Source organism: Paenibacillus oryzisoli, from assembly GCF_050467285.1.
GTDB lineage: Bacteria > Bacillota > Bacilli > Paenibacillales > NBRC-103111 > Paenibacillus_E > Paenibacillus_E oryzisoli_A.
The window spans coordinates 1-20,509 of sequence record NZ_JBCMUN010000029.1 but is presented as its reverse complement, the minus strand read 5'-3'; the positions used below and the strand labels follow the sequence as shown (position 1 = coordinate 20,509).

Sequence of the window (20,509 nt, the reverse complement as noted above, 5' to 3'; positions counted from 1 at the left end):
TGCCTTATCTTAATGACATTGGAGCGGATGCTCCTCTTTTTTCTTTGAATTTGTGGACACTTTATTGAAATGAGCGCATAGATTGCGACCCACGGCGGGCTTATAATAAGCGAGAACAATCATGTAAACGCTTACGCGTTTGCTTCATGATGAGATGAAAGAGGGATGATCAATGATGTATCGAAGTGAATTTCGGCGATGGCTTGCTGTATGCTTGTCGTTTTTGATGGTTTTTTCGGTGTGGAGCGTATGGCCGGGAGAGGTGCGTGCGGATTCGCCATCTGTTCTTCTTAATAGCGGATTTGAGCAAGTTGGCTCGAATGGAAAGCCTGTGAGCTGGACGGATTGGAATGTGACGGGGATATCGTCGTCCACAGCGACCGTACATAGCGGCGTTTACAGTGTACAGTTATTCGATCCTGACACTACGACGACATCCGTTGACTTGCGCAGCGTGAAGATCCCGGTGACGGTCGGCAAGGAATACGAGGCCTCGATCTATTCTTATAATATGCCGGGCTTGACGGGAGGCAGCTATCTCTATCTCGAGTTTTTTAATGCGAGCAACGTTTCGCTCGTGGCACCTAGAGACACAAATTCAACTGTGAGCCAGTGGAAGTCCCTCTATGTTTCTCAAGTTGCGCCTGCTAATGCAGCGTATGCCGTCTTGAGGCTTTATTCCGGTAAAGCGGATGCGGGTACTTCTTATTTCGATGATGCGACGTTTGGTGAGGTCATTCCCCCTAAAAACAGCGGTTTTGAGCAAATTTCAAATGGCAGGCCTGTTAGCTGGGGGGATTGGAGCGCGACGTGGACGACGATAGCGCCGTCTACGACGACGGTACACAGCGGTGTCTACAGCATTCAGTTAACGGATCCTGATACTGCGATATCCGTTGACCTGCGCAGTCAGGCCATTCCGATTACGGGCGGAAAAGAATACGAGGCCTCCGTGTATTCCTATAATATGCCAGGCATGCAAGGCAGCTCGTATCTCTATTTCGATTTTTTGAATGCGGCCGGTGCCTCGATCACGAGTGTCGCCCCTCGAGACACGAATGCAACCACAGGTCAGTGGAAGCAGCTCTTTGTTTCTCAAGTTGCGCCTGCGGATGCGGTTTCTGTACGATTGAGGATTTATTCCGGTAAAGCGGACGTGGGCACTTCCTATTTCGATGATGTGACCTTCAACGAAGTGATACCCAATCCGAATGTACTGCTGAGAAATGGCGACATGGAGATGTTGGCGAACAACATGCCCAGGTTTTGGACTTCCCTTTATGGCGGAGACATTGCTGCTTCGCAAGTAAGGAAACGTTCAGGAGACAGTTCTCTGCGCATCATGGATGCGGATGCCAACAACGGTTTTGGTGTGCGAAGCCAACTCATCCCGGTTACGCCGGGGGTTAACTATCAAGCGGAGGCTTTTGCTTATACCGAGTCCGGCAGTCCTACGGTTTTTCTGGAGTTTTGGAATGATGCCAGCACGAATACGGCGAACAACATCTCGAATGTGCTTGCAACCGGCAGCACCTTGAATGTTTGGAAACCCATCCGTGCTTCCGGTGTTGCGCCTGTGGGCGCGAAGTACGCCTCCGTAAGGCTATGGTCAGGTGCTGCCAACGTGGGTACGACTTATTTTGATGATGTTGCCTTCAGCGAGGCTCCTCCGGATGCAAGCGCCAACTTAAATAACGGTGCCTTCGAAAAGCTGGATAACACAAGACCGAGTCAATGGCGCGCGGTTGACGGCGCTGTGGAAATATCAAGCACGCCCGTGCTCGAAGGGACGCACAGCGTGAAAGTCGCGAATACCGCTAGCCAGAAGGCAGCGCTGCGCAGCCATCTCGTTTCCGTATCACCAGGGATGACCTATACTTCGGGTGTGAGTGCCTTCACCACGGCGGGAACAGCTAAGCTGGAGCTTGAATTTTGGGATGCGGACAAGGTTTTCCTGTCATCGCAATCTCAGAACGGGGTCTCGTCGAATGTGTGGGAGCCGATTACGCTTACAAGCGTCACTCCGGGTCAAGCTGCTTATGTCAGCCTGAGGTTAGGCACGTCAGATGCGACGGGAGGTACTGTTTATTTCGATAGTGCGACATTTATAAGATCCGGAACGGTCACGAATAGCAAAACCAGGACGACGCTGTACAGCCCTGAGAAGGTTGCGGCTGCGCGCCAAAATGTTACGCAATTGCAATGGGCCAAGACTATGAAGGATGCTGCCGTTTCCAAGGCGGATACGTATTTGGCAAAGGGGTTGGATTTCCTTTGGAATGCAATTCCGGGGCAAACGCTTCCGAGAAGTTATGCCGTCAATCAGGCGTTAGGCAGCCCCGTGACTGGCAAAGAAGTTGAGAAATTCGGCAATTATCCGTATCAAGCCGACCCGTTGAACGAGCCGTGGAAAATCGTAGACCCTTCCAGCGGATACAAGTTTCCAACGAACGATTTCGGCGCCTTTTATAACAGCGGTCTGGACGAACACGGGATGTTTCGGCCTGAGCTCGCAGATCGCAGTCTGCTTGTTAACACGCTCTACCCTGAGAAAGGGCCGACTTGGGGCGTAGATGATGGGCTTGGTTGGGTAGACGATCAAGGGAGTCGCTATACCTTCATTGCTTACTACGTCCACTGGTTTGTGTGGTATCGCGAGAATTCGTTGATTACGCAGGCATTGGTGGCCTTCCGTGACGCGTACTTATATACCGGGGATGTCAAATATGCCCGAGCCGGTACGATCATGTTGGACCGTGTGGCGGATATGTACCCGGAGATGGATGTAAGCAAGTACGATAGGACAGCTTTCATCAATTCATGGGGCAAGTCGGTCGGTCAAGGCAAAGTCGTCGGCGGCATTTGGGAAACGGAGAATATCAAAACCTACTTAAGCGCATACGATGCCTTTTTCCCGGCGATGGATGACCCGGCGACGGTTCAGTTTTTGCAACAGAAATCGGTTGAAAAGCGGAATACCAATGCGAAAAACAGCGGGTCCGCGATCCGTCGCAACATTGAGGATGGCATTGTGAAACAAGTATTTCCGGCTGTCAAAAAGACGCAGATCCTGGGCAACGACGGCATGCATCAGAGCGCTTTGGCGATGGCCGCTGTCGTCTATGATACGCTGCCGGATACGAAGGAGTGGCTGGATTTTATTTTCCAAACCGGGGAAGTCTTGCTGAATCCAACGCGCCTGACAGGCGGAAATATTCTAAACTCCCTGGTTGCCAATGTGGACCGCGATGGGAACGGGAATGAAAGTTCCCCCGGGTATAACTTGCTGTGGCTCCAGACCCATCGAATGACAGCTGATATTTTGGAAGGCTACGATCTGTATCCCGGTGCTGATTTGTATCAAAATGTGAAGTTCCAAAAAATGTTCTCGGCGATGAACCCCCTCTTATTGAGCGAGAAGTACACAGCAAATATCGGGGATACCGGGCGCACGGGCAATCCGTTTCTCGTCTATCGCATGTCGGATCTTGTCAAAGCCTTCGATAAATATGGCGACCCGATTTATGCTGGGCTGATCTATTTCATGAACAACAACACGACCGATGGCATTCATACGGACGTATTTGCGGCTAATCCGAACGCGATTGCCGATCGTATCAAAGAGACCATTGCGCAATACGGTCTGCTGGATCTGAAAAGTGTGAATGAAAGCGGATATGGTTTTACGGCTTTGCGGGACGGGGAGAGCCCCGATGTTGCTTATGGAACACGGCTTGGTTTTGGCGGCATGAATGTGTCGTTGCAGAGCGAACCGCTTAAATTTGTCGAGGAGTCTGGTTCTGTCCTGCTGGATGCGGCGCACAACGGGGAAATGGCAACATTCGAGTTCGATGTTCCACAAACCGATGAATACGATCTCGATGTACTGGCGATTAAGGCGCCAGCGTACGGCATATATCGGGTTTCGATTGATGGACAATTTGTCAAGGACCTGGATTTCTATGGGGAGGATTCCAGTCAATATGTTACGCTGACGCGGATGAACCTGACACAGGGCACACACCAGATCTCTTTTGTGGGCAACGGGAAGAATGCGTCATCCAGCGGCTATGGCATGGGGATTCGCGTATTGAACTTGCTGGATGCGGATGCGCGAAGCTTGCGTGATGCACAGTCGGATGCGAAGAACACGCTCAGAGACGTGTGGATGTTCTATGGACGCGACTCAACCCATGGCCATCGCGATACGTTTAACATCGGCATTCATGCCTTTGGCCTTGATTTGTCACCGGATTTGGGGTATCCCGAATACGCGGATAATGTCGATATGCACCGGGCGCAGTGGGTGGTCAATACGATCAGCCATAATACGGTCAACGTCGATGCGCGCAAACAGAATGAGAATGTAGCGGCTGCGGATCCGAAACATTTTGACAATACGGACTTGGTGAAGTTGATTGATGTGGAATCCCCGGATGTGTACCCGCAGACCAGCTTGTACAAGCGGACGACGGCCATGATCAAGGCGGATGAGGAGAACTCCTACACCGTTGATCTGTTCCGGGTAAAAGGAGGAAGTGATCACTATTTCAGCTTCCACGGGGCAGACGGAACCGTAACGACTGAAGGCTTGACTTTCACTGCACAGCCGACGGGCACCTATGCGGGACCTAATGTGGCTTATGCGCAGCGCTATGATGATATCGACGGGCCGCTTTATATGGGCAGCGGTTTTCACTATTTGAAAAATGTGGAACGTGACGCCGCTCCGTCGGATGCATTCAGTATCGACTGGAATGTGAAAGATACATGGAATGTGTACGGCCAAGGCAGCGGCGCTGCGACCGATGTGCACCTGCGTTTAACCATGCTGGGTGATGTGGATGATGTCGCACTGGCTGACGGTGTGCCGCCGACGAATAAATTGGGGAATCCGGCAACGTTGCGGTACATGATTGCCCACCGCAATGGCACGAATCTGGATAGCCTGTTTACTTCAATTATTGAACCGTATAAAGGGCAACGCTTTATTACCTCCATTACGCCATTGGTTGTGAAGGCAAATGATGGGGTCGCGCCAGACAGCGAGGTTCGGGCTGTCCGCGTGACGTTGCAGAATGGCAGAACCGATTACATCGTTAGCTCCCTGGATGGGGGCAAAGCCTACACGGTTGAACTGCCGGATGTCGACTACACACTGGCATTCAAAGGCTTCTTGGGCGTATATTCGGTTCAAGATGACGGGAAGGTCAACACGTATCTTCATGACGGTTCGTATATCCGCAAAGGTGATGAAAGCGGGCAGGAGCAAGTAGGTGCCGTTACAGGAGTAGTTGCAAGCTTCACGCAAACCTTGTCGCAGCATAATGAGATTGTTGTTGAACCTTCGGGGCTTTCCGGGACGCCTGCGGATCTGGTCGGGAAGAGCGTCATCATTCAGAATGACGGTGTCGGCAATGCCGCATACACCATTCAGGGCGCATCGATGGTGGACGACACTCACCTGAAGCTTGACATTGGAGATATTACATTGGTCCGATCCTATAAGGATGCCAATGATTTCAGCAAAGGATTTATCTACAATATTGCGAGCGGTGCGTCTTTCCGGATTCCGCTAACGTATACGTCGAGTCAAGTCCCACACGTTGACCCGCCGACCGATGGCGAGCCGGGGACCACACCTGGCGATACGCAGGAAGAACCCTCAGGCGGCACGCCAGAGGGCACGCCCAGTCGCGGTCCGGCGGGAGGGGTGCCAAGTGGGGGCGGACAGACACCAGCCGTGCAGTCTGTTCAAGATCATCCAAATGGCGCACAAATAATGAATACGCTGCAAGGTTATGAAACAACGGCAGACGGACGCAAGATCGCCCATATTGTTATTGAAGAGACAGCCCTAGTGAAGGCAGCGGCAGCGCTGCAGGGTGCGAAACAATCGATCGTTGTCGAGGCTAAAGGTGCGGAAGCTGGTGCGATCATTCAGCTGCCGGCCGCCGCGATGAGCGAGGTGCAAAATAAAGCGCCTCATGCGGTGCTCAGCTTGCAGCAGAATGACATGACTATTAACGTCCCTCTGGCATCCGTAAACGCAGCTGGATTATCCAAGTCATTAGGAGCAACAGCCGCGGACACCACATTGACGATGCGTGTCGGTCCGGCTTCTGCCGCTACAGCCAGCCTCTTTCAAGATCAAGCGAAACAGCTTGGGGTCAAGCCGGTCGCCAACTTGCTCGAAGTTACACTGAATGCTGAAGCGGGAGGCCGTCAAACAAGTGTAAGTGATTTCGACGGTGCGTATGCGACCGGTACATTCAACGTGACGGTTTCCATAGATGCGAAGAAATTGACGGCCGTTTCCGTCGATCCTGTGACAGGAGAGCTGCGCTTTCTTCCAGCAATTATCACGGTCACGGGTAATACGGCGCAAGTGACAGCTAAAATGAAAACAACCGGGGTCGTGACCGTCGTTGAATCAAGCAAATCTTTCGACGACATGAACAACCATTGGGCGAAAGAGGCTGTAGAGCTATTAGCTTCGAAGCTCGTTATCCAAGGGACGACAGCGAAGGCGTTCACGCCGCAAGCGCAAATTTCCCGCGCCGAGTTCGCCGCATTGCTTGCTCGTGCACTGAGCTTGCCGCAAGGGGGAGCGAGCAGTTATTCCGATATTCAAGCAAGCGACTGGTTTGCGGGAGAGGTTGCCGCGGCGACGAAAGCCGGGATCATCGATGGATTCGACAACGGCACGTTCCAGCCTGACGCCAATATTACACGCGAACAAGCGGCGCTGATGATCGCACGAGCTTTGGAATTGCTGGGCAAGAAACTGACGGATGGCGGCCAGGGACTGTCCGCATTTGAGGACGGTGACAAGATAAGCGGTTATGCGAAGGACGCGGTTGCCAATGCTGTGGATGTGGGAATTATCAATGGCGTAACGGATCGTACGTTCGTGCCGGGAGCGAATGCCAGTCGTGCCGAAGCGGCCGTTATGCTCATGCGGTTCTTGCAGTATGTTGAGTTTATCAATAGATAGTGCGGAGAGGGTGCCTTCGGGCACCCTTTTTTTCACGCCAGAAAGTATATTCTCGAAGCAGCTCCAGGTCATCCGTTCACGCTGCCATGAACAACCATATTCGGAGCATGGACAAAGGGAACGAGTGGATGCGGATGAGGGAATCGGCAAGTAATTGTAACGGTTACCACAGCGTCTATTTCACCAAAAAGCCGGGATTCCAAGATGTAACGGTTGCAGCAAGACTATCGATTAATTGTGGACACTTGTATCCGTGAAAGGACACACGCAGAGAATGTGTATGATTTTTCGATTACATATTCAAATTCAAGCCTCAAATCACGAAATGTGTATGATATTTCGCATAGAATTGATTGATTTTATGTGAAGGCAGCACATTATACATGACTTTTCGTATACATTTTTGTGTTCTCTTGCAGATTCCAAAGTATACACAGTTAATCGACAGCTTCACTGCAGTGGCTATTTCGACGAAAACGGTCAGATTCCACTGAATCGAGGGCAAATAGGCGCGCTGGCAACCGTTAGCATTTGAAAAGCGCCATTTTGGGCCGAATAAGCGCCATGACAACCGCTAGCGGAGGCAGGTTGATCCTTATCCAGGGGCTGCCACACGAATGAGCCAACCGCACACGGGCAGGCTGTGACAATTTTTGAATTTACGTTCACAATTTGGACACAATTTTTTAATCTATTTTTCAGATTCGCTTAATGTTGGTTTATTGTTCCTTCAGTATAGTGATGATGGTTAGTAACGTACGAATAGAAGAAATGGGGGATCTTGGATGCTTGAGGTCAAACAAGTCAGCAAGCTGTACGAAAACGATCGCGGCGTGCGCGGCATCGACTTCTCGATGCAGCGCGGCGAAATCGTCGGTTTCTTAGGGCCGAACGGCGCTGGCAAAACAACGACCATGCGTATGATTACGGGCTATTTAAACCCGACGCACGGGCAAATCATCGTAGATGGCCATTCGATGGCCGACAACCCGAAGAAAGCGCGCCGCAAAATCGGCTACTTGCCGGAAACGCCGCCGCTTTACCCTGAAATGACGGTGCAGTCGTATTTGCGCTTCATCGCCAATCTGCGGGACGTACCTGCCCGGGAGCAAAAGATGGCCGTCAGCGAAGCGATCGCTAAGCTGGGGCTGCAAGGCCGCGAGAAGCAGATTATCCGCTCGCTGTCCAAAGGCTACAAGCAGCGCGTCGGACTTGCGCAAGCGATCCTGCACAAGCCGGATCTGCTAGTGCTGGACGAGCCTACGTCGGGCCTCGATCCGAAGCAGATCATCGAGATCCGCCAGCTCATCCACGAGCTGGGCGAGAACCACACGGTGCTGCTGAGCACGCACATTTTGCCGGAAATCAACGCGATTTGTAACCGCGTTCTTATTATCAACCAAGGCCGCGTCGTCCTCGACGAGCGTCCGGAGAATCTCGGCCGCACGATGGGCGAGACATTCGAGGTGTCCCTCGAAGTCAAGGGACCGCGCGAGCGAATCCTGTCCGAGCTGCGCAGCTTGCCGGCCATCGGCGAGGTCAAGCTGCTTGACGCCGCGCCAGCCGAGGAGCAGCCGCAGCTGCACGCGCTGAACGAAGCGCCGGCGGAACCTGCCGCCGCTGACTTCGACGCCGCGTCCGAACCTGAAGTCGACGAACCGCAAGCAGCGGACGGCGAAGCTGATCTTTCAGCTCCTGCTGCATCTGCGACGTCCACACCGGCTGCTGCACCGGAAGCTGCCACGCCAACCGCATCCGCTTCCGAATCCGTGAAGCTGCTCGTCACGTCCGCAGATCGCACCGACATCCGCGAGGCGGTGTTCTTCCAACTGGCGAAAGCGGGCTATCCGATTTTGGAAATGAAGAAGGAAAGCCTCAGCCTGGAAGATATCTTCCTCAAGCTGACGACCGACGAAGAGGGGGCGGAGACCGATGCGTAGAATATGGGCCATCTGCTCGAAAGAGCTGCAAATGTATTTCTTCTCGCCGATCGCTTACGTGGCGTTCGCGTTCTATGTGCTGCTCTCGAGCTTTTTCTTTTACATTAACTTCGTAGCGGGTCAGCCACCGATTGTCGATGCGCGCTCGATCGTAGGCAACACGTCGTTCGTGTTTCTGTTTATTATTCCACTGCTCACGATGCGTCTGGTTGCTGACGAGTTCCGTCAAGGCACGGACGAGCTGCTCCTAACGTCGCCGACAGGGATCGGTGAAATCGTGCTGGGCAAATATTTGTCCACCTTTATCGTGCAAATCGGCCTCGTGGCAGTCAGCTTAATTTATCCGCTGATCATGTCCGCTTTTGGCACACTGGATAAGCCGGTTACGTGGCTGTCTTATCTCGGCATGTTTCTGCTGGGCTGTGCGATGATGGCAATTGGCCTGTTCGCGTCGTCTTTGTCGAATAATCAGATGGTCGCGGGCATTGCGGCGTTTGTCATTCTGCTCCTGCTTTGGCTGCTCGATTGGGTCAGCGCAAGCATGACCGGCAAGCTCAAGGAATATGTCGGCCAATTCTCGCTGACGAGCCACATGGGCAATTTACAGAAAGGCGTGCTGCATGGCGGGGATATTGTCTTTTACATCACCCTGGCGGCCCTTTTCCTTGTCCTGAGCATTCAAATCCTTGAAAGAAAGCGTTGGAGGTGAGCAGGATGAACAAATGGATACGGGGAACGAACGCAACGGTTCTATCGATCGCCGCGATCGGCATTTTCATCATTCTGACGATCTTCCTGCACTCGCTGAAAGGCTTTCAGGTCGATCTGACGAAAAACAAGAATTTTACACTTTCCGAACAAACGACGTCCACGCTGAAAAGCCTGGATCAAAATATTCACGTCATCTCCTTCACGAACAGCGGCGACGGCAACGATTTTATTACGCGTCAAGTCACCGACATGATTCAGGAGTACAAGAAGCAAAGCAGCAAAATCACGTACGACGAGTATGACATGCTCAAGCAACCTTCCATGGCGAAGCAATACGGCGTGGATCAAGGCGGCACGATCGTATTCGAAATTGGAGATAAAAAGCAAAGCATCAACTACTACGAGCTGTTCACGGGTCAACAGGACGGTTCCTACACGTTCTCCGGCGAGGAAAAGTTTACGCAAGCGATCAAGTCGCTGACGTCGACAGAGAAACACACCGTGTACATGCTGTCCGGGCATAATGAATATCCGGCCAATGCGCTTGGCGCGTTCCACAGTGCGCTGACGGCTGCTAACTACGATGTCAAGGATTTGAACCTGTACGTTGAAGGCAAAATCCCGGACGATGCGAACATGCTGATGATCCTTGGGCCGGAGAACGACCTGAGCGACAAGGAAGCGACACTCATTCAAGACTACTTGAAGGGCAAAGGAAAAATCTACATCGCCCTTGGCTTCAATAAAGACATGGCGACCAAATGGAAAAACCTTGACGCCATTATGCAAACATTCGGCATTCAAGATCAGCACGCCGTGGCGATTGAACCGAAGCAGACGTCGCTGTACGATCCGCTCACGATCATTCCGGACTACGGCTCACATGATATTACGAGCAAGCTGTCCAGCAACAACCTCGTGACGATGCTCCGTCTGGCGGTTAGCTTGAACGCGGATGACAGCGCAGCGGATTACACCAAATCCTTGCTGCTGAAATCTACCGACAAAGCTTATGGTGAAACTGACATCAATCTGCTTGCGCAAAGCAAAACGAAGCAGGACACAACGGACGTCAAAGGCCCGCTCAACCTGGGCTACGCCATTGCGGACAAGGATAACAAACCGAAAGCCGTCATCCTAGGCGGATCGACATTTGTACTGGATCAAGACATTCAAACGCAAGGTAATAAAGATTTTGCACTCAACAGCATCGGCTGGCTGCAAGAGCAGAAGGATCAGATCACCATTCGCCCTCGCCAAGGCGACGCTTATCAGCAAGCCATGATTACGCCTAGTCAGGCGAATACGATTTTCCTCACGACCATCGTGTTCCTGCCGCTCTTGTTCTTAGTCATCGGCGGCCTGATCTGGTGGAGGAGGAGAAGAGGATGAAGCGGTTTATTCCAACGATTATTTTAGTCGTACTTTGCATCGGCGGATTTTGGTACGCGTCGAGCAAAGATTTCTTCCAGGAGAAGAAAGAGGAGCCGAAATCGCTTGTCGCGCTGAAGCAAGAAGAGGTGCAGTCGCTGTCCGTGAAGACGGATGCGGCACAAATTGAACTGAACCGTACGGACAGCGGCTGGGATATGAAAACCCCGGCGGCTGCGCCGATCAACAGCAACCAGGTAGATAGCTGGCTCGACAGCTTTGGGTTGGTGACGTCCGAGAAAGTGGTCGAAGACCAACCGTCCAATTTGGCGGAATATGGGCTGGATAAGCCGGTGAGCACGTTTGAAGTGACGCTGAAAGACGGTACGAAGAAAGGCATTCTGGTCGGCACCGCGCTGCCGATCCAAGGCTACTCTTACGCGCAGGTCGAGGGCCAGCAGGCCGTCTATCAGGTGAGTGACCAGACGCTAAGCTCCCTTGCCAAAGCGCCGGTTGATTTTGCCGAGACGAGCCCGGTCAAGCTGGAAAGCGATAAAGTACAGAGTGTGAAGCTGACTTGGAAAGGTCAAACGTACACCCTGACGAAGACGGACAAGGATAAAGTGGCGGCAGAAGCGAATTGGAAGCTCGGCGATAAGGACACCAAAGGTTCGGATGCCAACCCGCTGCTCGATGAGTTGATTTTCCTTCATACGGCGGAGCTGCCGCAGCCTGTAGCGCAGAAGCCAACGTCCGGCGGCGAGCTCAAAATCGAAATTGCGTCGTCCGCAGACGGGAAAGATACGACAGAGATCTACGAAGGTAAAATTAGCGGGGATGCTGTCTGGCTTGCCAAGCAGGGCGGACAATGGGCCTACTCGCTGACGAATGAAGATATTCAGAAACTGGCGGATGCGTACGCTGGCAAAACCGCGCAGCCTGCCTCCTAATCCAAGAACTGCTCCCTTTCGCGATGATGCGGAAGCGGGGCAGTTTTTTTATGGTAAACGACATAAATCGGCATAATTTGGGAAAACTAACAGATAGGAAAGGAGGTCATTTCACATGTATAACAACTTCAACAGCGAGCAAATTTCCGGCAAAGAGCTCTCGTACCTCACTGATACATTCAAGAATGAAGAACTGATGGCCAAGCTTTGCGTACAAGCAGCCGTTCACTGTCAGAGCCCTTCTCTCAAGCACACGATGACGCAGCTTGCTCAGGAACGTCTGCAACATATGAGCATCCTGACGAACGCTTTGCAGCAGCAATCCGGTTTAACCCACTAATGACGATGTAACAGGAGGTGCCAGGCACATGTATCAAAATCAATCGTTTTCGCAGCAAACAGATGAAAGCCAGCTGCATTTTCAAGAGGAGGACTATGCCGATTTTGTCCTTAACGAACTAAAACGCAGTGCGCGTGAATACGCGACTGCCGCACTTGAAGCAGCGAATCCGCAAATTCGCCAAACGTTCCAGAACCTGCTCCAGCGCACACTGGAGGATCAAGCGACCGTGTTCCAGGAAATCCAGAAACTCGGCGGCTATCAGATCCAGCAGGCTTCGCAGGAGCAGATTTTAGAAGAACTGCAGAAGCAGAGCCAGAAGGCGTCCAAGCTGCAAACCTTTATCCAACAGCAGATGAGCGCAAACAGCGCCTCCACGGGGCGCAGCACGGTTGCGGAAGCTCGCAGCATGCAACAGTCCTATGCGGCAAACAGCCAGCTTTCCCAGCGGATTGGCCAGGAAGCAGAGCAGTCCTACGTGTACGAGCCTGAACAGCATATGCCGGAACAGCCGGCTCCGCATCTGCCTCACACAGGTATGACACAGACGCATGCCTATACACAGCCGCAGGGGCAAACGGTCATGCAAGCGATGTCGCAGTCGCCGATTCAACCGGCGATTAATGCTTCGCAGTTCCCGAATGCCTCGTATCAGAGCACACAGCAGCAACAGCATGGATACCAACAAAATCAAAATCAAAATCAATCTCATTCGAACACGCACACGCAAACCTCGTATACCCAGCCGACCGGTTATGGCTCTGCAGCCTTCGGTCGCGAGCAAACCGGTTATGCCGCTTCCTCTCAGGGACAATCGGATTCGCAAATGGGAATGGGGCGGGGCGCAGGCGCCCGGATCATCTCGCGCAATCAACCTGGTACGCAGGGTGCCGGAAGAATGGATACCTCGTACACGACCCGGCCGCAGCCGGGCGGCAAATACAGCTTCTAGCACCCATTACACGCCCTTGCCGATTTCGGCAGGGGCTTTTTGTCCCTCTTTTTTCGAAATTCAGGTATGGAACCAGCTTGGCTCACATATATGTGGAACATGGGATGTCCAAACTTAGGAGGGAGTTTTGAGAATGAAAAAAACGTGGGTATATGGTGCGGCAACTTTAGTAGTGCTGGGCGCTTTGACGACAGCTTGCGGATCCAAAGATGAGGTCATCACGACGACGGCAGGCGGCGCGAAGGTGACGACCCAAACCGTATCGCAGGGTACAATCGATGCTGCCAAAGCTGCAGCGACAAATGCGAAGCCGGTGCTCGACGCGAGCTACAAAGTGGACGGCAAGAACGTCACGATTACGTATCAAACGACCAACTTTAAGCTTTCGGAAGAAGATATGAATAAAGCCAATGTGCCGGGCGAAGGGCATCTTCACGTCTATGTGGACGGCAAGCAGAAAGGCATGATCGGCAAAACCGGGCCGATCACATTTACGAATATGGCTGCCGGCTCGCACGAAATCAAGCTTGAGCTTCAGCAGAACGATCATAAAGAGCTCAATGTGGAGAAAATTTTGAACGTCACAGTCAAATAGCGAATATTTGTTCGTATTTGGCCGAATTCCGCTATATGCGGATGTGAGGTCAACCTACGTGCATTTTCCTTGAGAAGGCGGGCGCTGAGCCCGTCTTTTGCTATTTGACGGGAAGGCCGGAAACGGATACGTTTGCTATACGGAGACATGTGCCCCAGCCCTCTCCTGAGGGTTGTTTTCATCGTTTGACACACCTGATCGGGTAGCATAGACTGTTGATAGCAAGGCATAATTGCCGCCTAATCGGAGGGAAACCATTGATCGTCGATATACGCAAGTGGAAGCATGTTTTTAAGCTGGACCCGGACAAAGACATCTCGGAGGAAGCGCTGGATCGACTCTGTTTATCCGGCACGGACGCCATCATGGTCGGAGGTTCGTCCGGCGTGACGTTTGACAATACGGTAGATTTGCTATCGCGCATCCGCCAATACGAAGTGCCGTGCGTGCTGGAAATTTCAAATCAGGAAGCGATTGTGCCTGGTTTTGACCTATTCCTCGTTCCCGTTGCCCTGAACAGTCGGGACGCGAAATGGATCGTCGGCCAGCATCAAGAAGCGCTCAAAGAATACGGCGCGATGCTGAATTGGGATGAGCTGGTGGCAGAGGGTTACATTATTTTGAATCCCGAGGCCACGGCAGCGCAGGTGACGTCAGCACAGACGGAGCTCGATGCGAAGGACGTCATGGCCTATGCGCGCATGGCGGACAAGCTGTTTCATATGCCGATCGTGTATCTCGAATACAGCGGCACCTTTGGCGATATGGCGCTCGTGCGCAGAACGCGCGGGGTGCTGGAGCAAGCACGCTTATTCTATGGCGGCGGCATTGACAGCCTGGAGAAGGCGCAGCAAGCGGCGGAAGCGGCCGATACAATCGTCGTCGGGAATATCGTGTATACGGATTTGGAGCAAGCGCTGCGAACGGTGCACGCGAAAAATGGATAGAATAGGAAGGTAACGCAAACCTATGAATGAAAGTGTAAATATTTTAGAAGCAATCAAGAAACTGAACCCCGAGCAGCGCAAAGCCGTTGAGACCGTCGAAGGGCCGCTGTTGATCATGGCGGGAGCGGGAAGCGGAAAGACGCGCGTGCTGACGCATCGGATTGCGTATCTGATCGGCACGCGCAAGGCGGCGCCGTGGAACATTTTGGCGCTGACGTTTACGAATAAAGCGGCGAGAGAGATGCAGGAGCGGGTGGGCAAGCTGGTCGGCGGAAGCGGGGCCGATATATGGGTTTCCACGTTCCACTCCATGTGCGTGCGCATGCTCCGCAGGGACATTGGCCGTATCGGGTTTACCTCCAATTTTACAATTCTGGACTCCGGTGATCAGTTGTCGGTCATCAAGGCGTGCTGCAAGGAGCTCAATATCGATACGAAGAAGTTCGAGCCGAAGACGTTCCAGGCAGCGATCTCCACGGCCAAGAATGAGCTGGTGACGCCCAAGCAGTTTGAGGACAAGATCGGCGACTATTTTGACGGCCTGACCTCGAAAATCTACACGCTTTACCAGAAAAAGCTGAGAGCCAACAACTCCTTGGATTTTGACGACTTGATCATGACGACGATTCAGCTCTTCAAAGAAGAGCCGGAAGTACTCAAACATTACCAGGACAAGTTCCAATATATTCACGTGGACGAGTATCAAGATACGAACCGTGCGCAATATATGCTATGTCAGATGATTGCGGCGAAGCATAAGCGCATTTGCGTCGTCGGCGACAGCGACCAGTCCATTTACCGTTGGCGGGGCGCGGATATTACGAACATTTTGAACTTTGAGGAAGATTACCCGGACGCCACGACGATCCTGTTGGAGCAGAATTATCGCTCGACGTCGAACATTTTGCAGGCGGCGAACAAAGTCATTGCCAACAACACCGGCCGTAAGCCGAAGAATCTTTGGACTGACAAAGAAGGCGGCGCCGGCATCAAAGTGTATCAGGCGGACTCGGAGTACGAAGAAGGGTACTTCATCACGAACGAAATTAATAAGAATAAGGCGAGCGGCAAAAGGTTCGGCCAGCACGCCATTCTGTACCGTACGAATGCGCAGTCTCGGGTGATCGAGGAGATTTTGATCAAATCGGATATTGCGTACACCATCGTCGGCGGCGTGAAGTTCTATGACCGCAAAGAGATTAAGGATATTTTGGCGTATTTGCGCCTCATTTCCAACCCGAACGACGACATCTCCTTAACACGGATTGTCAATGTGCCGAAGCGGGGTATCGGGGATACGACGATGGACAAAGTGGCCGATATGGCGGCGCGGCGCGGCATCTCGCTGTTTCAGATGCTGGAGATGGTGGACTCCCTCGAGATCAATGGCAAAGCGAAGCATGCGCTGACGGACTTCCGCGAGATGATCGACAACTTGTACCGGATGGTGGATTATCTGTCCGTGACGGAACTGACGGAGAAGATCCTGGAGATGTCGCAGTATCGCCTGGAGCTTGAGCGCGAGAACACGATTGAATCGAAGGCCCGTCTCGAAAATATCGATGAGTTCCTGTCCGTGACGCAGGACTTTGAGAAGCGCAACGATGACAAGTCCCTCGTTTCCTTCCTGACCGATCTTGCGCTGATCGCGGACATTGATACACTGGACAAAGAGCAGCCCGAAGACGAGCAGGACGCTGTCGTGCTCATGACGATGCACAGCGCCAAAGGCCTCGAGTTCCCGGTCGTCTTCATCATCGGGATGGAAGAGGGCGTTTTCCCGCACAGCCGGGCGTTCTCCGACAACGAAGAGCTCGAAGAGGAGCGCCGTCTGGCCTATGTCGGCATCACGCGCGCCGAGCAAGAGCTGTTCCTCACGTGCGCCCGGGTGCGCACGCTGTTTGGCCGCTCCGCCGCGAATTTGCCGTCCCGGTTCCTCAAGGAGATTCCACAGGAACTCCTGGAAACCGTCAGCGCGAGCGGCGGGGGCTTCTCCCGAGCTGGGCGCGTTAGCTCGTTGTGGGGCGGCAGCGCCGCCAGCACGAGCCGCGGGCCATCCACCGGCTCGTCGGCTTGGGGCAGTCCGTCCTCCTTTGGGGGACGGACCAGCCCGGCCCCGGCTGCGCCGGGCCCTGCGGCAGGCGCGCCGAAGCCGCCTGTATTCCGGGCGCCGCAGCCTGCGGGCGGCGGTCCGGTGCCGGACTACAAAGCCGGCGACAAAGTGTCGCACGGCAAGTGGGGCATCGGCACCGTCATATCCGCTAAAGGCGCGGGCGATGACACCGAGCTGCAGATTGCTTTTCCGGCGCCGGTGGGACTCAAGCGCCTGCTGGCGAAGTTCGCTCCGATCACCAAGGTGTAGGAGCTTCATTTTAAGTACAGAGAGGACGCGTCCGTTATGACAGAAGCCATTGCGGCAATGAACACCCTCATCCAGGAAATTAACCGGCATAATTACAACTACTATACGCTTGATCGTCCGACGATTACGGACAGCGAATGGGACGCCTTATACGATAAACTTGTTCAGTTGGAAAAGGAGAGCGGCGTGGTGCTTCCCGGCTCGCCGACCCAACGCGTGGGCGGCGAGCTGCTCAAGGGGTTCGAGCCGTACCGCCACCGGGCACGGCTCTGGAGCCTCGACAAGGCGCAGAACGCTGAGGATTTGGAGACGTGGCATGCGCGCGTGCTCAAGCTGATCGCCGACTACAATAGCAAAAACCCGGAAACACCACTCCCCGACCCTACCTATGTCGTGGAACTGAAGTTTGACGGTTTGACGTTGAACCTGACGTATGAGCAGGGGAGGCTCGTTCAAGCCGCCACGCGTGGAAATGGAACCGTGGGCGAGGGCATTTTGGCACAGGTGCGGACGATCAAGTCCATTCCGCTGACCATTCCTTTCGATCAGGGAACCATCGAGGTGCAGGGTGAAGGCATGATGTTCCTGTCCGTCCTGGAGGCGTACAATCAGACGGCGGCCGAGCCGCTCAAAAACGCCCGTAACGCCGCAGCCGGCGCCCTCCGCAACCTGAATCCGAAGACGACCGCCGAGCGGAAGCTGAACGCTTTCTTCTATAATGTGGGGTACGCCGACGGCGTTCAGTTCGCGAATCACGCGGATATGGTGCAGTTCCTGCGCGACAACCATTTCAAGATCAGCGATCGTACGCGGTACTTTACGAACATTGAAGACGTTCGCGCTGAATTGGAGCGCATTGCTGAAGAGCGTGCAAGCTTCGACTATCTGATCGACGGAAGCGTCGTGAAGCTGACGGACATGCGCACGCGCGAGGTGCTGGGCTATACGGAGAAATTCCCTCGTTGGGCGATCGCCTACAAGTTCGAGGCGGAAGAAGCGATGACGACGCTCCAGAGCGTATCATGGGAAGTGGGCCGCACAGGTAAAATCACCCCGCTCGCTCGCGTCGAAGCTGTCGACATCGCCGGCGTGACCGTGCAGAACTGTACGCTGAATAACATCGGCGACATCGAACGCAAAAATCTGAAACACGCGCTCGGCAGCCTCGTTTACATCCGCCGCTCGAACGACGTCATTCCCGAGATTCTCGGCAAGGTGACCGAGGAGAATGACGGCGGTGAAATCGTGGCGCCGACGCATTGTCCTTCGTGCGGCACCGAACTGGAGATGCGCGGCGCGCACCTCTTCTGCCCGAACAAGCTCGGCTGTTCGCCGCAGCTTGTTGGCCGCATGGCGCATTTTGCTTCGCGCGACGCCATGGATATCGAATTCTTCAGCGAGATGACCGCCGCTCAGCTGCATCAAGAACTTGGCGTTCGCGACCCTGCGGATCTCTACGTCCTGCAATTCGAGGATCTCGTGAAGCTTGATCGCTTTGGCGAGAAGAAGGCGCGCAATCTGCTCGACGCCCTTGAGAAGAGCAAAACGCGCGACCTCGCGTCTTTCCTGAATGCGCTGGGCATTCCGAACTCCGGCAAGACGACGACGAAGGTGCTCGCGGATCACTACCGCAGCCTGCCTGCCCTGATGGCGGCAACGCCGGAAGAGCTCATCACGCTGCCTGACGTCGGGGGCATTGTGGCGGACAGCATTTACACCTTCTTCCACGACCCTGTCATGGTGTCGAGCATCGAGCGCATGCTTGCGGCTGGTGTCAACCCTGTGGCGGAGGAAGCGCCGGTCGTCGCAGCGAGCGAAGATAATCCGTTCTTCGGCAAAACCGTCGTTCTCACGGGCACGCTCTCGTCGATGGGCCGCGACGAATGCGCGAAGAAGCTGGAAGCGCTGGGCGCCAAAGTGACGGGCAGCGTCTCCAAGAAGACCGACATCCTTATCGCCGGGGAAAGCGCCGGCAGCAAGCTGACTAAAGCGCAAGATCTCGGCATTCGCATCATCGAGGATGAGCAGGAATTGCTGCGGATGCTGGGTGAAGCTTAATTTATTGAAAAAAGGGGACTGACGTGCCATGCCAAACATCACGCACATCGTAAACGGAGATGCATTCGGCGACAAGCTGCGTGCATCGGGGATCGACGGCGACATCTTGGTATGGCGTGAGTCGCTGTATGAAGGGCCGATCGGCATGAACATGTCCGATCAGGCCCTTTTGGCTTTGCGTGCCGCTTATATGCATGAGCGGCACGGCATTCCCGAGGCATTGTTCATCGCAACCTCGCTCGAACAAGAGCAAAAGCTTGACGCGCTCGCGGGCTCCGTAGACGAGCTCGTGCTTTGGTTCGAGCATGATCTGTACGATCAATGGATGCTCGTGTACTTGTTGTCGCGGATGGCTCCCGCCTCCGCGCGCCCTTTTCAGCTTTCTCTGCTGTGCATCGATCGGTTTCCGGGCGTGGATACGTTTTATGGCCTCGGCCAACTATCGCTGGAACAGATTCGCAACCTGCATGGTGCCTGGGTGCCGGTCACAGAGCCGCAGCGGCTGCTTGCCTGCCGCGCTTGGTCGGCCTATTCGGCTGCTGAGCCGCTTGCGCTCGCCGAATTGCTGGATGAAGACTTGTCACCGCTCCCTTACCTGCACAGAGCTTTAGAGATTCATTTAGACCGGTTTCCTTCTATACAAAATGGTTTATCCGCGCTGGAGCAGCTAACGCTCGACTTGATTGGGGATACCGTTGTACCTGTGTTGTCATTGTTTAGGCATGTCTCCTCGAAGGCCTCGGAGTACGGCTTAGGAGATTTGCAGTTCTGGGGTATGCTGAACCGATTCTGTAAATGCGGGAAGCCGCTGGTCAGTATTACCGGCACCGAGCATCTGCCTAGCTTCGGAGAAGCCTTGCCTTTGGGTTTTGAATCATCTCGAGCAGGGCTGACGGAACTTGGTCGAGAGGTGCTGGAAGGGCGGATCGATAACATTCTTTTGAACGGTATCGATGACTGGATCGGCGGCGTTCGCATGCTTGGCGAAGGGGATATATGGCGCCGAAATTCCCTTGATAATCGCCTTGTGCGGCGATAAGAAAATAATTTTAAATAGGCACTTGCATTCTGTTTCGAAACCTGATAGTATATATTCTTGTCGACGCCGAGAGCAACGCAGTAACGCTTTAAACGACGACACCAATAAAGCTCTTTGAAAACTGAACAAATGGATGAAGTAATCAGCAAATCGTCACGCGAGTGACAAATTTGAGATTGAGAAATCTCGCTAGCAAGTCAAATGAGCTATTCAGCTTTTTCATAAATTTTATGGAGAGTTTGATCCT

General features: G+C 53.5%; 12 protein-coding genes. All 12 read left to right on the top strand.

Annotated elements, in window-relative coordinates; genetic code table 11:
* The first annotated feature begins 172 nt into the window (after positions 1-172).
* The 12 genes from ABE504_RS31035 to ABE504_RS30980 all read left to right on the top strand — a co-directional run bounded on the left by ABE504_RS31035 (position 173) and on the right by ABE504_RS30980 (position 20,262).
* The gene (locus ABE504_RS31035; RefSeq protein WP_430096423.1) at positions 173-6,997 is read left to right on the top strand and encodes an S-layer homology domain-containing protein; all 6,825 of its coding nucleotides are present in this window, start codon (positions 173-175) and stop codon (positions 6,995-6,997) included.
* A gap of 785 nt (positions 6,998-7,782) precedes the next feature.
* Complete coding sequence (locus ABE504_RS31030; RefSeq protein ID WP_430096422.1) at positions 7,783-8,937, top strand: ABC transporter ATP-binding protein; 1,155 nt, start codon at positions 7,783-7,785, stop codon at positions 8,935-8,937.
* Positions 8,930-9,646: an ABC transporter permease subunit gene (locus ABE504_RS31025; RefSeq protein WP_430096421.1), complete on the top strand. Its 717-nt coding sequence runs from the start codon at positions 8,930-8,932 to the stop codon at positions 9,644-9,646. Before ABE504_RS31030 ends, ABE504_RS31025 begins: the two co-directional genes overlap by 8 nt.
* Positions 9,647-9,651: 5 nt before the next feature.
* Positions 9,652-11,040: a GldG family protein gene (locus tag ABE504_RS31020; protein ID WP_430096419.1), complete on the top strand. Its 1,389-nt coding sequence runs from the start codon at positions 9,652-9,654 to the stop codon at positions 11,038-11,040.
* A complete protein-coding gene (locus ABE504_RS31015) occupies positions 11,037-11,969 on the top strand; it encodes a DUF4340 domain-containing protein (RefSeq protein WP_430096418.1) in 933 nt (310 codons plus the stop codon). Before ABE504_RS31020 ends, ABE504_RS31015 begins: the two co-directional genes overlap by 4 nt.
* 115 nt (positions 11,970-12,084) lie before the next feature.
* Complete coding sequence (locus tag ABE504_RS31010; RefSeq protein WP_430096417.1) at positions 12,085-12,309, top strand: hypothetical protein; 225 nt, start codon at positions 12,085-12,087, stop codon at positions 12,307-12,309.
* A gap of 28 nt (positions 12,310-12,337) precedes the next feature.
* Complete coding sequence (locus ABE504_RS31005) at positions 12,338-13,261, top strand: spore coat protein (RefSeq protein ID WP_430096415.1); 924 nt, start codon at positions 12,338-12,340, stop codon at positions 13,259-13,261.
* 133 nt (positions 13,262-13,394) lie between these two features.
* Positions 13,395-13,856 carry a hypothetical protein gene (locus ABE504_RS31000; RefSeq protein WP_430096414.1) on the top strand — a complete coding sequence of 154 codons (462 nt, stop codon included), beginning with the start codon at positions 13,395-13,397 and terminating at the stop codon, positions 13,854-13,856.
* A 257-nt stretch (positions 13,857-14,113) separates the two neighbouring features.
* Complete coding sequence (locus ABE504_RS30995) at positions 14,114-14,803, top strand: heptaprenylglyceryl phosphate synthase (RefSeq protein WP_430096412.1); 690 nt, start codon at positions 14,114-14,116, stop codon at positions 14,801-14,803.
* Between the two features lie 22 nt (positions 14,804-14,825).
* Positions 14,826-17,165 carry a DNA helicase PcrA gene (gene pcrA, locus ABE504_RS30990; protein WP_430096410.1) on the top strand — a complete coding sequence of 780 codons (2,340 nt, stop codon included), beginning with the start codon at positions 14,826-14,828 and terminating at the stop codon, positions 17,163-17,165.
* A 36-nt stretch (positions 17,166-17,201) separates the two neighbouring features.
* Positions 17,202-19,223: an NAD-dependent DNA ligase LigA gene (gene ligA, locus ABE504_RS30985; protein ID WP_430096408.1), complete on the top strand. Its 2,022-nt coding sequence runs from the start codon at positions 17,202-17,204 to the stop codon at positions 19,221-19,223.
* 28 nt (positions 19,224-19,251) lie between these two features.
* Positions 19,252-20,262 (top strand): DUF1835 domain-containing protein, encoded by a 1,011-nt coding sequence (locus ABE504_RS30980; protein WP_430096407.1) that lies wholly within the window; start codon positions 19,252-19,254, stop codon positions 20,260-20,262.
* Positions 20,263-20,509: the final 247 nt, after the last annotated feature.

Bases quoted from the DNA above. Each gene is read 5' to 3' on its own strand.
- ABE504_RS31035 (WP_430096423.1), top strand. From the start codon at position 173: ATGATGTATCGAAGTGAATTTCGGCGATGGCTTGCTGTATGCTTGTCG.
- ABE504_RS31030 (WP_430096422.1), top strand. From the start codon at position 7,783: ATGCTTGAGGTCAAACAAGTCAGCAAGCTGTACGAAAACGATCGCGGC.
- ABE504_RS31025 (WP_430096421.1), top strand. From the start codon at position 8,930: ATGCGTAGAATATGGGCCATCTGCTCGAAAGAGCTGCAAATGTATTTC.
- ABE504_RS31020 (WP_430096419.1), top strand. From the start codon at position 9,652: ATGAACAAATGGATACGGGGAACGAACGCAACGGTTCTATCGATCGCC.
- ABE504_RS31015 (WP_430096418.1), top strand. From the start codon at position 11,037: ATGAAGCGGTTTATTCCAACGATTATTTTAGTCGTACTTTGCATCGGC.
- ABE504_RS31010 (WP_430096417.1), top strand. From the start codon at position 12,085: ATGTATAACAACTTCAACAGCGAGCAAATTTCCGGCAAAGAGCTCTCG.
- ABE504_RS31005 (WP_430096415.1), top strand. From the start codon at position 12,338: ATGTATCAAAATCAATCGTTTTCGCAGCAAACAGATGAAAGCCAGCTG.
- ABE504_RS31000 (WP_430096414.1), top strand. From the start codon at position 13,395: ATGAAAAAAACGTGGGTATATGGTGCGGCAACTTTAGTAGTGCTGGGC.
- pcrA (WP_430096410.1), top strand. From the start codon at position 14,826: ATGAATGAAAGTGTAAATATTTTAGAAGCAATCAAGAAACTGAACCCC.
- ligA (WP_430096408.1), top strand. From the start codon at position 17,202: ATGACAGAAGCCATTGCGGCAATGAACACCCTCATCCAGGAAATTAAC.
- ABE504_RS30980 (WP_430096407.1), top strand. From the start codon at position 19,252: ATGCCAAACATCACGCACATCGTAAACGGAGATGCATTCGGCGACAAG.